Source organism: Mycolicibacterium sp. Y3 (assembly GCF_051188035.1).
Taxonomy (GTDB): domain Bacteria; phylum Actinomycetota; class Actinomycetes; order Mycobacteriales; family Mycobacteriaceae; genus Mycobacterium; species Mycobacterium fluoranthenivorans.
In genome coordinates, this window is the sequence record NZ_JAVQLT010000001.1 from 4,492,548 (window position 1) to 4,507,816 (window position 15,269).

A 15,269-nucleotide genomic window follows, 5' to 3' on the forward strand; every position below is an offset into this window, starting at 1 on the left:
GCGAGGAACTCACGCGGACTGCGCCCGCAGGCCGGGGTGCCCGCGCTAGTCTGCGAGCGCACGCTGACCAAGTCGCCGGAGGCCCCATGACAGCGATCGACGTCCCCCTGCCCGAGGTCCGCAACTCGTCGCACGAGGCCAGGAGCACCACTCATCTCAGTCAGTGCACCCTGTGTGAGGCGCACTGCGGGATCCACGTGACGGTGACCGACGGGAAGGTCAGCCGCATCGAGGGCAATCCCGACGACGTGCTGTCCAAGGGCTACATCTGCCCGAAGGCCACGGCGATGGGCGGTCTGCACGACGATCCGGACCGGCTGCGCACCCCGATGCGGCGGGTCGGCGACGGGTTCGAGCCGATCGGCTGGGACGAGGCGTTCGCCGAGATCGGTGCCCGGCTGCGCCGGGTCCGCCGGCTCCACGGGCCCCGGTCGGTGGGCATGTACCTGGGCAACCCGGCCGCACACAGCTCCGGTGCCGGTTACGGGATGCTGCTGCGGATGGCCCTGCGGACGCCGAATTTCTTCACGGCCTCCTCGATCGACCAGATGCCACACGAGTACGCGGCCTGGCGGGTGTTCGGTTCCAACGTGCTGATGCCGATCACCGATATCGACCGCACGCACCGGCTGGTGGTCCTCGGTGCGAACCCGGCGGTGTCCAACGGTTCGTTGTCGATCATGCCCGGAGCCAAACGGCGGATCAAAGCGGTGCGCGACCGCGGCGGGAAGGTCGTCGTGATCGACCCGCGCCGGACCGAAACCGCCCGGTTGGCCGATCAGCATGTCGCGGTGCGCCCGGGCGGGGATGTGTTCCTGTTGCTGGGCATGCTGAATGTCCTTGTCAGTGAAAACCTTTGCGATACCGCCCTGATCGCCGAACAGGCGACCGGCTGGGCCGAGCTCGGGCGGCTGGTCGCCTCGGCCACCCCGGAGGCCGTCGCCGAGCGGGCCGGGGTGGACGCCGACACCATCCGCACCCTCGCGCGTGAGCATGCCGCGGCGGAATCGGCGGCGATCTATGCCCGGATCGGTATCTGCCAGCAGGAGACCGGCACCCTGGTGAGCTGGCTGGTCATGGCGATCAACACGGTGACCGGCAATCTGGACCGGCCGGGCGGGACGATGTTCTCCACACCGGTCGTCGACGCTCCCCGCCTGGCCAAGCGCCTGCCCATCAAGCACGGGAAGTTCACCGACCGGTCCGGACGGTACAAGTCGTTCCGTTCCGAATTGCCCGCGGTGGCCATGGCCGACGAGATACTCACCCCGGGTGACGGCCAGATCCGGGCGATGATCACCTACGCCGGTAACCCGGTGTCGTCCATCCCGCAGAACGGCCGCCTCGACGAGGCCATGTCGACACTGGATCTCTATGTGGCAGTGGATATGTACGTCACCGAGACCAGCCGGCACGCCGATTTCATCCTGCCGCCGGTGTCGCCGCTGGAACGCGCGGACGTCAGTCTGCTGACCACCGTTTTCAGTGTGCGCAACAACGTCCGGTATCAGCACCGATCCTTCGCCCCGCCGGCAGGCGCCAAGGAGGACTGGGAGATTCTCACCAGGCTGGCACTGGAGTTGCTGCCCACCCCGCTGCGGCGGATGCCCGCGGCACTGCGCGGCCGGCTGATCGACGCGATCAACCCGATGCGGGTCGCCACACTGGTGCTGGCGACCGGACCGTACGGTCGGCTGCGGCGGGGCCGCAACGGGATCACCATGAATGACCTGCGGTCCAGCCAGGGTGGACTGGACCTGGGTCCCCTGCAGCCACGCCTGCGTGAGGTCATCGCCACCCGCGACCGCAAGGTCGCGCTGGCGCCGGCAGAGTTCGTGCAGGGCGCTGCGGCGTACCTGCGCGAGCCCGCCGACCGTGCCGAGCGCACGTACGATCTGCAGCTCATCGGCCGTCGTCAGCTGCGCAGCAACAACTCGTGGCTACACAACGTGCCGACGATGACCGGCGGGAACAACAAGTGCACCGTCCTGATGCACCCTGATGACGCGCTGGCCCGCGGACTTGCCCAGGGTGACACCGTCCGGGTCGCCTCGGCCGTCGGGGAAATCGATGTGCCGCTGGACATCAGCGAGGACATCCGGCCCGGCGCCGTCGCGGTGCCGCACGGCTGGGGTCATCAGGACACCGGTTGGCGGCACGCAAGCACCCTGCCCGGGGCGAACGTCAATGCGCTTCACGACCCCGATCAGGTGGACGCGTTCACCGGGACGGCCGCGGTGAACAACACCTGGGTGACCGTCACCGCCGGCTGACTCGGCTACCCGTCCAGGATTCGTTCGGGGTGGTGGTAGAGGTTGGTGCGGGCTTGGCCGGTGTCCAGTAGTGGTGGTGGGATCCATTCGACGTGGCCGGTGGTGGTGATGACGGTGGTCCAGCTGCCGTCTTTGACGAGGCGGTTGTGCGGGCCGCAGGCCAGCACGAGTTGGTCGATATCGGTGCTGCCGCCCTGGGCGAAATCCTGCACCGCGTGATGGGTTTGGCAGCCATAGGCCGGGACCCGGCATCCAGGGAAGGTGCAGCCGCGGTCGCGGTAGGTGAGCACCAGACGCTGCCCCGGTGAGGCGATCCGCTTGGTCCGACCTAGATACAACGGCACCGCGGTGTGCTCGTCGAAGATGCTCAGATAGTGCCGGGCATGCCCGGCCATCCGGATCAGATCACGCATCGGCACCCGGCTGCCGGCCGCGGTGACCGCGTGCCCGGCCGCGGCTTCCAGCTCGGTGAGAGTGGTGCTCACCACCACCGTCACCGGCAACCCGTTGTGCTCACCCCACTCACCCGAAGCCAACGCATGGCGGGCGACGGTGATCAACGCGTCATGCTGACGCTGCCCGCGGGTGCGGGTATCGGCGTCGATCGTCTCCTGCGACGGGGCGCCCTTGATGCACGGGGACTCATCGGCGGGATTGCACATGCCCGGTCCGGCGAGCTTGCCCAGCACCGGTTCCAGATACGCCCGCCCCTGCGCAGTTACCGTGCCGTGGAATTCACTGTTGCCGTCCTCGTCCTGCGGGCCCAGCACAAACGTCCGGCGCTCCACACCCCGCTCAGCATCCTCATCCTCATTCGGTTCAGGCCCGTCCGGGTCCAGCACGGCCAGCAGATGCTTGGCCAGCGCGCGCAACGTATCCGGATCATGGGCGCTCGCATACCCGGCCAGCCGGGCCTCGGCATCGGCGCGGGTCGGCTCATCCACGGCGAACGGAATCTTTTTCATCGTCGTGGTGATGATGCGGACATGCTCGCCGGTGATCTCCCCGCGCGCCTGCGCAGCCGAAGTGCCCGGATACACCGGCGCCAACGGCTCCCCGGTCACCGACCGCCGTGGGGCCAGCAGTTCCCCCTCGGCCAGGCGGCGCCCAGCCTCCTGCGGGGAGAGCCGCAACCGGATCCCCAACGCATCCCGCCAACTCCGCGCACCCACATCAGCCGGACTGGCTTGGGCCTTCACCGCCGCCATCACCCGATGCTGAATCGCCGGAACCCGCCGATACACCCGCTCCAACACGGTCTGAACATCCAGCAACTCGGCCACCGAGGCATCGTCGAACACCGCGCCCGACAACTTGTCGAGCACCGCCTCCAGATCGACCACACCCTCCATGACTCGAACACTAGTACGAACCACCGACAAGATCAGACGTTATCCACAGCCCCAGAAACCATCCACAGATCCACCCGCACAACATGATTCGACGTTGCGCCGACCGAGAGACAGTGCTAGTGCCGCGAGGTGAGCACCAGCGGAGCGCCGTCGGTGACGGCGATGGTGTGCTCACTGTGCGCCGTGCGGGAACCGTCCGCGGACCGCAGCGTCCACCCGTCTGGGTCGAAGACGATCCGGTCGGTGCCTGCCGCGAACCAGGGCTCCAGTGCCAGCGTCAGCCCGGGACGCAGGGTGAGACCGCGCCCGCGGCGTCCGATGTTCGGGACGTGCGGATCCTCGTGCATGGTCCGCCCCAGGCCGTGTCCACCGAACTCGGTGTTCACCAGATATCCGTAGTCGGCAGCCACCTCGCCGATCGCGGCGGAGATGTCCCCCAGTCGGTTCCCGGGCAGCGCCTGCGCGATACCCGCCTCCAGCGCCTCCTCGGTGGCCGTGATCAAGCGCCGATCTTCGGCTCGCGGGGTGCCGATGATGATGCTGCGAGCCGAATCTGCCACCCACCCGTCGATGGAGACCGCGATGTCCATGGTCAGCAGGTCGGCGTCGGCGAGCACGTAGTCATGGGGAAGCCCGTGCAGCACCGCATCATTGACCGACAGGCAGATGACATTGCGGAACGGCCCGCGCCCGAACGACGGTGCGTAATCCCAGTAGCACGACTGGGCGCCGCGCTCGGCGATCAGCACCCGGGCTCGCTCCTCGAGCTCGAGCAGGTTCACCCCCGGCCGTGCGCGGCCGGCGAGGTCATCGAGCAGCTCGGCGATGAAGGTCCCGGTGACGTCCATCGCCGCGATCTCGTGTGCCGTCTTCAACTCCACCAAAGCCATGCCTCCTGAGCGGTATGAAAATACCACCGTACCCGAGCGATCGGTATTTTCATACCGAGTCCGAGGTAGGCTGACCGCATGGTGCGCCTCCCGCTGACCGCAGAACAACTCGCCGCCGGCAAGCGCCTGGGCGAACAACTCCGTCAGGCGCGGGGCAACCGCACCCTCGCCGAAGTCGCCGAAGCCGCGGCCATTTCCCCGGAGACACTGCGCAAGATCGAAACCGGCCGGCTGGCCACCCCGGCGTTCAGCACCATCGCGGCACTGGCCCGCGTGCTGCCGTTGTCACTGGATGCGCTGGCCGAGAGCTGCTTCGCCCGGGCCGATCTCCGACATACGGGTTAGCTGGCCTCGGACACCGGCTTCGGTGGAGCGGGGAGTACCCCGTACAGGTCGCGCTCGAGTTCGCGGCGGAGTGCAGCCGTCTCCTCGGTCAGTACCGGAACCGTGATACAGAAGACGTCCACCACCGCCGAGCCCAGGGTGGTGACCTTGGCCCAGGCGATATCCAGCCCGTCGCGCTCGATCACCGCGGTCAGGCGGGCCAGCAGGCCTGGCCGGTCAGCGGCACGCACCTGCGCGATGAACTCGTTCGGGCCCGAACCCTCCGACCACAAGATCCGCGGCGGAGCACTGACCTGGTTCACCGGGACGGCGGACACGACCTCCCCCGCCCTGGTGTTGCTCGCCGCATCCCGATCACGGTGTTCCAGCGATTCGATGACATCCAGTTCGTCGTCGAGCGCCAGGATGAACTGCTGACGCAACAGTCCGGCCGCCGGTGGCGACCCGAAATGCGGTGACACCACAAACGTGTTGATCGCCATGCCGTCGTGACTGTTGACCGACGCCGAGTGCACGCGCAGCGAGTTGAGCGCCAAGACCCCGGCCGCCTTGGACAGCAGTCCGCGGCGATCGGGCGCGATCATCGTGACGTTGTAAATATGCGCACCGTCGCCCGGGACGAGGTCGACATGCACACCCGCATCCGATGCCAGTGAGAGATAACGCGGATCGATGGGGTCGGGCTGCGGCAGCGACTCACCGGCCATCACCAGCCGGCACCGCCGCACCAGATCGCCGATCAGCGAAGCCTTCCAGTCTCCCCATACACCCGGGCCGGTGGCCAGCGAATCGGCTTCGGCCAGCGCCTGAAGCAACTCCAGTAGCACGGGGTCACCGCCGAGGGCGTTCACCACGTGATCGATGGTCTTGGGGTCCTGCAGATCGCGGCGGGTGGCGGTATCGGGGAGCAGCAGGTGATACCGCACCATCTTGGACAGCACCTCGATATCCGAGGGCCACAACCCCAACCGGGTGCCCACCTGGGTGGCCAGCTCGGCCCCGATGACACTGTGGTCGCCGCCGCGTCCCTTGCCAATATCGTGCAGCAGGGCGCCCAGCACCAGCAGATCCGGCCGAGCCACGCGGGTGGTGAAAGCACTTGCCCGTGAGACGGTTTCGACCAGATGACGATCGACGGTCCAGATGTGCACCACATCGCGGGGCGGCAGGTCGCGCACCGCACCCCATTCGGGGAACAACCGGCCCCACAGACCGGTGCGGTCCAACGCCTCCGCGGTGGCCACCGCGGCGGGGCCGGCCGACAGCATGACCAGTAGGTCCTTCAGCGCCGCACGCGGCCACGGTGTACGCAGTTCCGGTGCGGCGCCGGCCAACCGGCTCAACGTGGAGGCGGCGATGGGCAGTCCGGTGGTGGCGGAGGCGGCCGCGACCCGCAGGATGAGCCCGGGATCGCGTTCCGGTCGCGCGTCGCGGGCCAGGATCACCTCGCCGGCGAATTCGATCACTCCTTCGTCGAGCGGCCGGCGGGCCGGTCGACGCAACGCGGCGAACCCGCGCCGCGGCAGGGCATTCCCTGCCGTGCGGATACCGGCGTCCACGTAGTAGCTGACGGTGCGGGCCGCGTCGGAGAGCATCCGGGCCAGATCGAAGCGGTCCCCGATGCGCAGCGAGGCACCGATCTCATCGGCATACTGGGCCAGCACCTGGTCCCGACCGCGTCGCGAGATGCGGTGCAGCTCGGTGCGCACATTCAGCAGCGCCAGATGCGCGCCACCCAAAGTGCCGGTGGGCGAGGCCAGCATCCGGCTGGGATACACGTCGGCGAGCTGCGCGATCGCCAGCGCGTTGAGCAACTGGACGTCACGTAGGCCGCCGCGGCCGTTCTTGAGATCCGGTTCGGCACGGTGCGCGATCTGCCCGCTGCGCTGCCAGCGGGCCTGGGCGTGTTCGACCAACTCCTCGAATCGAGGGGCGATACCGGTGCGCCACTGCCGTCGCGCCCCGCCGATCAGCAGGGTGGACAGCTCTTGATCGCCGGCGATATGCCGAGCATCGAGCATCGCCAGTCCGGCGGTCACATCCTCGGCGGCCACATTGAGCGCCTCCGGCACGGTGCGCACACTGTGGTCGATACGAATGTTGGCATCCCACAACGGGTACCACAGCAGGTCGGCGAGCTGGCTGACGATCTCGGCGGGCATGTTGTCATGCAGCAGCGTCAGATCCAGATCCGAGTAGGGCAACAGCTCACCGCGGCCGAGGCCGCCGGTCGCGACGATCGCGAAACCACTCGTGGCCGTGATGCCGATCTCGGTGGCCTTGGTGGTGAGCCAGAATTCGTTGAGATCAAGCAGGGCGGCCCGCAGCGCAGCCGAATCGAGCTGGCGCCCACCGGCGGTCAGCAGTTGTTCGGACGCCTTGGCCAGATCCGTTGCCGGACGCAGCGATCCCGCTGCCGGCGCCTCCCATCGGGACGCTCCGGCAGCGGGATCTGGTGTCTGCTCTGTCATTCGGTCCTCCCCCGGCCATACCTAACAAACGGTCAATTACTGCAATTGGCCGGGAGAGACCCCCTCAGCTCAGCGTGCGGTCAGAGGGCGTCGGCTCCCCGCTCACCGGTGCGCACCCGCACGACGGTGTCCACGGGGCTGACCCACACCTTGCCGTCACCGATCTTGCCGGTGCGGGCGGCCTGAACGATGACGTCCACCACCTTGTCGACGGCGGAGTCATCGACCACGACCTCGACTCGCACCTTCGGCACGAAATCCACGGAATACTCCGCGCCGCGGTAGACCTCGGTGTGGCCCTTCTGACGCCCGTAACCCTGGACCTCACTGACGGTCATCCCGAGGATGCCCGTCTGCTCGAGACCGGTCTTCACGTCTTCCAGGGTGAACGGTTTGACGATCGCAGTAATCAGCTTCATTTTCCTCATCCCTCCGCGCCGTGGCGACCAAGAACGGAACCGGTTCCGACAGCGACGAAGTCGTAACCGCTTTCAGCGTGCTCGGACTCGTCGATGCCGGAGGCCTCCTCTTCCTTGTCCAGACGCAGGCCAATGGTGTATTTCACGATCAACGCCAAGATAGCCGTACCGATGGCCGAATACGCAAGAACCGCGCCGGCCCCGATGGCCTGCTTGATCAGCTGATCGAAGCCTCCGCCGTAGAACAGGCCGGCGACGGCCGCGGGTGCCTCCGGCGCGGCGACCAGGCCCACCATGAGCGTACCGATGATGCCGCCCACCAGGTGGACACCCACGACGTCGAGCGAATCGTCGAAGCCCAACTTGAATTTCAGGCCGACGGCCAGGGCGCACACCACACCGGCGATCACACCGATGGCCAGTGCGCCAACGACGTTCACCGAGGAGCAGGACGGGGTGATGGCGACCAGACCGGCCACGATGCCCGAGGCCGCACCCAGCGAGGTGGCCTTACCGTCGCGAATACGCTCGGTGACCAGCCAGCCGAGCATGGCCGCCGCGGTGGCCACGGTCGTGGTGATGAACGTCGCACCGGCGATACCGTTGGAGCCCACCGCCGAGCCGGCGTTGAACCCGTACCAGCCGAACCACAGCAGGCCGGCGCCCAGCATCACGAAGGGCAGGTTGTGCGGCCGCATCGGGCTTCCGGGCCAGCCGAGACGCTTGCCCAGGATGATCGCCAGCACCAGACCTGCCGTACCGGCGTTGATGTGGACCGCGGTACCACCGGCGAAGTCGATCGCCTTGAGCTTGTTGGCGATCCAGCCACCGTGCTCAGCGGTGACTCCGTCGAAGGCGAAGACCCAGTGCGCCACCGGGAAGTAGACGAACGTGGCCCACAGCCCCGAGAACAGCAACCACCCGCCGAACTTGAGGCGGTCGGCCACCGCACCCGAGATCAGGGCGACGGTGATGATGGCGAACATCGCCTGGAAAGCCACGAACACCGTCTGAGGGATGGTGCCGGCCAACGGGATGGAGACCGCCGCGTCCTCCGGGTGCAGCTGCAGGTAGGTGCCGCCGATCAGGCTCTTGAGTCCCCAGTACTGAGTGGGATCTCCGAACAGGTTGAACTTGTCGTTGCCGAAGGCCAGCGAGTAGCCGTACAGCACCCACAACACCGTCACCACGCCCATGGAGCTGATGCTCATCATGATCATGTTGAGCACGCCCTTGGCTCGCACCATGCCGCCGTAGAAGAACGCCAGACCTGGCGTCATCAGCAACACGAGTGCGGCACTGGCCAGCATCCATGCGGTATCACCGGTGTCCGGTATACCCATCATCGGAAATCCGTCCACTCCCAGCATCCTCCTTCGACATGCCACGGTTAGGCACCGTTGACCTGGTAGGGAACTCTGGCGAGTAGTTGTTTCGCCGACGACGCGCTGGCGTTTCGTGCACGTGAACGGATCGACCGGTTTCGTTTCTCCGGTGTTACGCGCTGCAGGTTTACCGGCTGATGACCTACACCAGGAGTGCGTCGACGAACGCCGACGGCTCGAATGGGGCCAGATCGTCAGGGCCTTCGCCGAGACCGACGAGCTTGACCGGAACACCGAGTTCCTGCTGCACACGGAACACGATGCCGCCCTTCGCGGTTCCGTCGAGTTTGGTCAGCACCACACCGGTGATGTCGACGACCTCGGCGAAAACCTTGGCCTGCGGGAGGCTGTTCTGGCCGATCGTCGCGTCCAGCACGAGCAGCACCTCGTCCACCTTGGCGCGTTTCTCGACCACGCGTTTGACCTTGCCGAGCTCGTCCATCAGACCGGTCTTGGTGTGCAGGCGTCCCGCGGTGTCGACTACGACGACGTCGGCGCCGGTCGCGATGCCCTTGTCTACGGCGTCGAAGGCCACCGAGGCCGGGTCCGCCCCCTCGGCTCCGCGGACCACTTCGGCGCCCACCCGCACCGCCCAGCTCTGCAGCTGGTCGGCCGCGGCCGCCCGGAAGGTGTCGGCCGCGCCCAGCACGACGCGGCGGCCGTCAGCGACCAGCACACGGGCCAGCTTGCCCACCGTGGTGGTCTTGCCGGTGCCGTTGACCCCGACGACCAGCAACACCGCCGGCTTGTCCGCATGCGGCAGGGCCCGGATCGAGCGGTCCAGCTCGGGCCGCAGCGCGGCGACCAACACCTCCTTGAGCACGGCGCGGGCGTCGGCCTCGGTGCGGGCCCCGGAGCTGGCCATCTTCTCGCGCAGCGCCGCGACCACGGAGGTGGTGACCACCGGGCCGAGGTCGGCGATCAGCAGGGTGTCCTCGATCTCCTCCCACGACTCCTCGTCGAGGTCGCCGCCGCCGAGCAGGCCGAGCACACCGCGCCCGAGCGTGTTCTGCGATTTCGCCAGCCGCCCGCGCAGCCGCTCCAGGCGGCCTTCGGTCGGCGCAATGGCGCCGCCATCCACCGAGGTCGGCGCGATGACGCCGCCATCAACCGGGGCGGGGGCGATCTCCTCGACGACCGGCGCGGGCTCGGGCTCGGGTTCGGCGACGGGTGCAGGTTCGGCCACCTCGACCGGCGGCTCGGGCAGCTGCACATTGGAGATGGTGCGTTTCGGTGCGTCGCGGGGTACCGCGGCGTCATCGCCCACCCCCGGCGAGCCGGTCCCCGTCGAGGTCTGAGGCGCCTCGGCAAAGGTGATCCCGGAGGCAGCGGTGTACCCGCCGGAGCGATCGATCGGGGTGGCGGTGTCCTGCTTCGATAGGGTGATCTGCCGGCGCCGGTAGCGCACCAGCCCGACAACCAGCGCAGCGACAACCAGAACGGCGATGACCGCAAGTGCGATCCACAGAGCATCTGACACGCCGCCATTGTCTCAGGGCGGCCTCATGACGATCGGCCCCGGCTTCTCGTCCGGCCCAGGTGACGGCATTCAGATACGCAAACGCCGCCATATCGACGTGTGTCTGTCCGAGCCTGTCGAATACCAGACGGTGCGAACGGGCCTGGAGCGCTACCGACTGCCCTACAACGCGCTCACCCAGACCAGCCTCGCCGAGATCGACCTGAGCACTGATTTCCTCGGCGTCGGACTGCGGGCACCGGTGTTGATCGGTTCGATGACGGGCGGCTCCGAGCTGTCCGGGACCATCAACCGCCACCTGGCCGCGGCCGCGCAGGCGCTGGGGATCGGCATGATGCTCGGTTCGCAGCGGATCATGCTCGGCGACGATCTGGCGCCGACGTTCCGGGTCCGCGACGTGGCCCCCGACGTGCTGCTGGTCGGCAATATCGGGCTGGCCCAGCTGACCCCTGCGGTGCTACCCGAGCTGACCGACGCCCTGGGCCAGGTCGGCGCGAATGCCCTTGCCGTGCACACCAACCCGCTGCAAGAAGCGGTCCAACGCAATGGCGACACCGATTTCACCGGGTCGGTGGATCGGTTGCGCGAACTCGCCGCGTCCATCGGGTATCCGGTACTGCTCAAGGAGGTCGGCCACGGGATCGGCGCCGCCGCGGCGGCGCAACTGGAAGGCATCCCGATCGCCGCCGTCGACGTGGCCGGCGCCGGCGGCACCTCGTGGGCCCGGGTGGAACAGTTCGTCCGCTACGGCCGGATCAACGATCCGGAGCTGGCCGAATGGGGTATCCCCACCGCTCAGGCTCTCGTGGAGGTGCGCCGCACGCTGCCGGGTATGCCGCTGGTCGCCTCCGGCGGCATCCGCACCGGCATGGACGCCGCCAAGGCCATCGCGCTGGGCGCCGACGTGGTGGCCATTGCCCGGCCGCTCCTGGTGCCGGCGATCGAATCCGCTGCGGCCGTGCAGGATTGGCTGCAGCGTTTCATCGCGGAGCTGCGCATCTGCCTGCACGGCTGCGGCGCGGCCGATCTTTCGGTGCTGCGCGATATCGGCGTGAGCGCTACGGCGTGGTGACCAGTTCCTGGCCGCGCATCCGCTGCGAGATCACCTGGGTGATGCCGTCGCCCTGCATCGTCACGCCGTAGAGTGCGTCGGCGATCTCCATGGTCGGCTTCTGGTGGGTGATGACGATCAGCTGGGACTTCTCCCGCAGCTGCTCGAACAGGCCCAGCAGCCGGCGGAGGTTCACGTCGTCCAGCGCCGCCTCGACCTCGTCCATGATGTAGAACGGTGACGGCCTGGCCCGGAAGATGGCCACCAGCATGGCCACCGCCGTCAGCGACTTCTCGCCACCGGACAGCAGCGACAGTCGCTTGACCTTCTTGCCCGGCGGGCGCGCCTCGACCTCGATACCGGTGGTGAGCATGTCCTCCGGATTGGTCAGCAGCAGGCGGCCCTCCCCGCCGGGGAACAGCGAGGCGAACACCTGGGTGAACTCGCGTTCCACATCCGCGTAGGCCTCGGCGAACACCGTCAGGATCCGCGCATCGACGTCCTCGATGACATCCAGTAGGTCCTTGCGGGCCGCCTTGACGTCCTCCAGCTGCGTGGACAGGAAGTTGTAGCGCTCCTCCAGCGCGGCGAACTCCTCCAACGCCAGCGGGTTGACCCGGCCCAGCTCGGACAGCTCACGCTCGGCTTTCTTCGCCCGGCGTTCCTGGGTGGGCCGGTCGAACGGCATCGGCGCCGGCGCGGTGACCTGCTCACCCCGTTCCTTGGCCTGCTCGTATTCGGCCATCTCCAGTTCGGTCGGCGGTAGCGGCACCTGCGGGCCGTATTCGGCGATCAGGTCGGCGGCCGCCAGCCCGAACTGTTCCAGCGCCTGCTGCTCCAGCTGCTCGATCCGAAGGGCCGCTTGCGCTTTGGCGACCTCGTCGCGGTGCAGCGAATCGGTGAGCGCGGTGATCCGGGCACCGAGCTCGGTGACCTCGGCGCGGGCCCGGCTCAGCGCCTCGGCGCGCATCTGACGTTCGGTGGCCAGCTCGTCCCGGACCCGGGAGGCCGCGGTCACCGCGGCCCCCAGCCGGGCGGCGACGAGGCGACCCGACTCGGCCACCGCGGCCGCCACGGTCGCCGCGTACTCGCGCGCCTCCCTGGCCCGCAGCGCACGCGCCCGTGACTCCCGCTCGGCAGCCGCGGACCGGCGCAGTGAATCCGCCCGGCCACGAACGGCATTCGCCCTTTCCTCGGCTGTGCGTACCGCCAGCCGGGCCTCGACCTCGGTGGCGCGCGCGGCATCGGCGGCCACGGTGTGCTCCTGCCGGTCCACCTGCTCGACCTCGAACATCGGTTCCTGCTGGGCGTTGTGCAGCCGGGTTTCGAGCTCGGTGAGTTCCTCGACCGTCGCGTCCCGGGTGGCTTCCAACTCGTCGCGCTGTTTGATCAGGCGCTGCCACTCGGCGTCGGCGTTGCGGGACTCCTGGCCCAGCCGGCCGAGCTGTTCGTAGATCGCCGAGATGGCGGCATCGGATTCGTTCAGTGCGGCCAGCGCCTGCTCGGCGGCGTCCTGGCGGGCCTGCTGTTCCTGCTTCGCCCCGGCCAGTGCCGCCGTCAGCTCGCCGCTCTGCCGCTCCACGGTGGTCAGTTCGGCGCGGGCCTTGTCGATCTCCGAGGCGATCTCCAGCGTGGACACCTTGCGGTCGGACCCGCCGCTGACCCAGCCCGCCCCGACCAGGTCGCCGTCGAGGGTGACGGCCCGCAGATGCGGCTGCGCGGCAACGAGATCCAGGGCAGCCGAGAGGTCGTCCAGTACCGCCACATCGGCGAGCATCGCAGTGATCGCGCCGCGCAGCCGGTCCGGGACCTCCACCAGGTCGATGGCCCACTGCGCGCCGTGGTTCAACGCGCCGGTGTCGGTCCGCGGCCGAACCGGCCAGTCCCCCAGCACGATCGCGGCCCGGCCGCCGTCGGCCTCCTTGAGGGCGGCGACCGCCGCACGTGCGGCACCGTGGTTCTCCGCCGCCAGCGCGTCGGCGGCGGAGCCGAGCACCGTCGCGATCGGCACCTCGAACCCGGGACGTACCCGGATCAACTTGGCCACGGTGCCGAAAAGACCACCGTCACTGTGATTCTCAGCGAGCCATGCCGCGCCGTCCTTACGGGCCAGGCCGACCGACAGCGCGTCGATACGGGCTTGCAGCGACACCATCTGACGTTCGGCGCCCCGCTCGGCCGCCTGCAGCTCCGCGACCCGCTCATCGGCCAGCCGCAGCGCCGTCACCGACCGGTCGTGCTGGTCGTCCAGGCCGACCTCGCCCTCGTCGAGTTCACCCACCTTGGCCTGGACCAGCTCGAACTCGGCCTGGGCGTGTTCGACCCGGGCGGCCGCCTCCTCGATACGCGCGGTCAGCCGGGCGATACCGTCATCGGTCGATTCGACGCGGGCCCGCATCGTCTCGACCTGCCCGGACAGCCGAGCCAGCCCTTCCCGGCGGTCGGCCTCGGCGCGGGCCGCGGCGCGCTGCGCCCGTTCGGCCTCGGCGGCCACGCGTTCGCGCTCGGCCAGCTCGGCACGGGCCGCCTCGAGTGCGTACCGCGATTCCTCGAGCTCCTCCAGCAGCTGGCGTTCCTCCTCGGCGACCAGATCGGCCTCGGCCTCCAGGGCCTCCGGGTCCCGGCCGGGAGTCGCCTCCGGCGCGGAGTCGAGCAACTGGGTGCGTTCGGAGGCGATACGCACCGTGGCGCTCACCCGCTCGGCCAGCGCGGACAGCCGAAACCAGGTCTGCTGCGCCGCGTCGGCCCGCTCGGACAGTTCGGCCACGGCCGACTCATGGGCGGTCAGCTCCAGGGTGGCCGCCTCCAGCCTGGTGTTCACCGCGTCGTGCTCGCGGCGCAGCGTGGTCTCGGCCTGGTTGGTGTCGTTGAACTCGGTCTGTCGGGTGAGCAGATCGTCGGCGGCCAGCCGCAGCCTGGCGTCCCGCAGATCGGCCTGGATGGTCTGGGCGCGTCGCGCCATCTCGGCTTGGCGGCCCAGCGGCTTGAGCTGGCGGCGCAGTTCGGTGGTGAGGTCGGTGAGCCGGGCCAGATTGGCCTGCATCGAGTCGAGCTTGCGGACCGCCTTCTCTTTGCGCTTGCGGTGCTTGAGCACCCCGGCGGCCTCTTCGATGAAGGCGCGACGGTCTTCGGGACGCGATTCCAGGATCTCGGAGAGCTTGCCCTGCCCCACGATGACGTGCATCTCACGGCCGATGCCGGAGTCGCTGAGCAGTTCCTGCACATCCATCAGCCGGCAACTACTGCCGTTGATCTCGTACTCACCCGCTCCGTCGCGGAACATCCGGCGGGTGATCGACACCTCGGAGTACTCGATGGGCAGGGCGTTGTCGGAGTTGTCGATGGTCAGCGTGACCTCGGCGCGGCCCAGCGGCGCCCGCGAGGACGTGCCGGCGAAGATGACGTCCTCCATCTTGCCGCCGCGCAGCGTCTTGGCGCCCTGCTCGCCCATCACCCAGGTCAGGGCGTCGACGACGTTGGATTTACCCGACCCGTTGGGCCCGACGACGCAGGTGATCCCCGGCTCGAAGCGCAGAGTCGTCGCCGCAGCGAAGGACTTGAAGCCCTTCAGCGTGAGACTCTTCAAATGCATGACGGATAACC

The 15,269-nt window shown here is 68.5% G+C and carries 10 protein-coding genes; 3 read left to right on the plus strand and 7 right to left on the minus strand.

Going from position 1 to position 15,269, the window contains the following annotated elements; translation table 11 throughout:
* Window positions 1–86: 86 nt before the first annotated feature.
* A complete protein-coding gene (locus tag QN239_RS21975) occupies window positions 87–2,273 on the plus strand; it encodes a molybdopterin-dependent oxidoreductase (RefSeq protein ID WP_499013525.1) in 2,187 nt (728 codons plus the stop codon).
* A 5-nt stretch (window positions 2,274–2,278) separates the two neighbouring features.
* On the opposite strand, the gene QN239_RS21980 is transcribed toward QN239_RS21975, so the two are convergent.
* Both QN239_RS21980 and map read right to left on the minus strand, forming a co-directional pair.
* Window positions 2,279–3,625 (minus strand): HNH endonuclease signature motif containing protein, encoded by a 1,347-nt coding sequence (locus QN239_RS21980; protein WP_499013528.1) that lies wholly within the window; start codon window positions 3,623–3,625, stop codon window positions 2,279–2,281.
* Between the two features lie 116 nt (window positions 3,626–3,741).
* Window positions 3,742–4,509, minus strand: a complete 768-nt coding sequence (gene map / locus QN239_RS21985; RefSeq protein WP_499016920.1) for a type I methionyl aminopeptidase — start codon at window positions 4,507–4,509, stop codon at window positions 3,742–3,744.
* Between the two features lie 84 nt (window positions 4,510–4,593).
* On the opposite strand from map, the gene QN239_RS21990 reads away from it, so the two are divergent.
* Window positions 4,594–4,860 carry a helix-turn-helix domain-containing protein gene (locus tag QN239_RS21990; RefSeq protein WP_090356887.1) on the plus strand — a complete coding sequence of 89 codons (267 nt, stop codon included), beginning with the start codon at window positions 4,594–4,596 and terminating at the stop codon, window positions 4,858–4,860.
* Here the strand turns inward: QN239_RS21990 and QN239_RS21995 are convergent.
* The 4 genes from QN239_RS21995 to ftsY all read right to left on the minus strand — a co-directional run bounded on the left by QN239_RS21995 (window position 4,857) and on the right by ftsY (window position 10,615).
* Window positions 4,857–7,331 (minus strand): [protein-PII] uridylyltransferase, encoded by a 2,475-nt coding sequence (locus QN239_RS21995; protein WP_499013531.1) that lies wholly within the window; start codon window positions 7,329–7,331, stop codon window positions 4,857–4,859. The genes QN239_RS21990 and QN239_RS21995 overlap by 4 nt on opposite strands.
* A gap of 80 nt (window positions 7,332–7,411) precedes the next feature.
* Entirely contained in the window at window positions 7,412–7,750 is a 339-nt protein-coding gene (locus QN239_RS22000) for a P-II family nitrogen regulator (protein ID WP_003881099.1), read from the minus strand.
* Window positions 7,751–7,755: 5 nt separating this feature from the next.
* On the minus strand, window positions 7,756–9,093 hold the full coding sequence (locus QN239_RS22005) for an ammonium transporter (protein WP_499016922.1): 1,338 nt from the start codon (window positions 9,091–9,093) through the stop codon (window positions 7,756–7,758).
* A gap of 184 nt (window positions 9,094–9,277) precedes the next feature.
* On the minus strand, window positions 9,278–10,615 hold the full coding sequence (ftsY, locus tag QN239_RS22010) for a signal recognition particle-docking protein FtsY (protein ID WP_499013534.1): 1,338 nt from the start codon (window positions 10,613–10,615) through the stop codon (window positions 9,278–9,280).
* Between the two features lie 25 nt (window positions 10,616–10,640).
* Here ftsY and fni point away from each other — a divergent pair, with 25 nt between their 5' ends.
* A complete protein-coding gene (gene fni, locus QN239_RS22015) occupies window positions 10,641–11,687 on the plus strand; it encodes a type 2 isopentenyl-diphosphate Delta-isomerase (protein WP_499013536.1) in 1,047 nt (348 codons plus the stop codon).
* Here the strand turns inward: fni and smc are convergent.
* Complete coding sequence (gene smc / locus QN239_RS22020) at window positions 11,674–15,258, minus strand: chromosome segregation protein SMC (protein ID WP_499013538.1); 3,585 nt, start codon at window positions 15,256–15,258, stop codon at window positions 11,674–11,676. The two genes, fni and smc, sit on opposite strands and share 14 nt — an antisense overlap.
* Window positions 15,259–15,269 lie beyond the last annotated feature (11 nt).

What these genes read in the sequence shown, in the direction of transcription:
- QN239_RS21975 (WP_499013525.1), top strand. Translation starts at nt 87, where the DNA reads ATGACAGCGATCGACGTCCCCCTGCCCGAGGTCCGCAACTCGTCGCAC.
- QN239_RS21980 (WP_499013528.1), bottom strand. Translation starts at nt 3,625, where the DNA reads ATGGAGGGTGTGGTCGATCTGGAGGCGGTGCTCGACAAGTTGTCGGGC.
- QN239_RS21990 (WP_090356887.1), top strand. Translation starts at nt 4,594, where the DNA reads ATGGTGCGCCTCCCGCTGACCGCAGAACAACTCGCCGCCGGCAAGCGC.
- QN239_RS21995 (WP_499013531.1), bottom strand. Translation starts at nt 7,331, where the DNA reads ATGACAGAGCAGACACCAGATCCCGCTGCCGGAGCGTCCCGATGGGAG.
- QN239_RS22000 (WP_003881099.1), bottom strand. Translation starts at nt 7,750, where the DNA reads ATGAAGCTGATTACTGCGATCGTCAAACCGTTCACCCTGGAAGACGTG.
- QN239_RS22005 (WP_499016922.1), bottom strand. Translation starts at nt 9,093, where the DNA reads ATGGGTATACCGGACACCGGTGATACCGCATGGATGCTGGCCAGTGCC.
- fni (WP_499013536.1), top strand. Translation starts at nt 10,641, where the DNA reads ATGACGATCGGCCCCGGCTTCTCGTCCGGCCCAGGTGACGGCATTCAG.
- smc (WP_499013538.1), bottom strand. Translation starts at nt 15,258, where the DNA reads ATGCATTTGAAGAGTCTCACGCTGAAGGGCTTCAAGTCCTTCGCTGCG.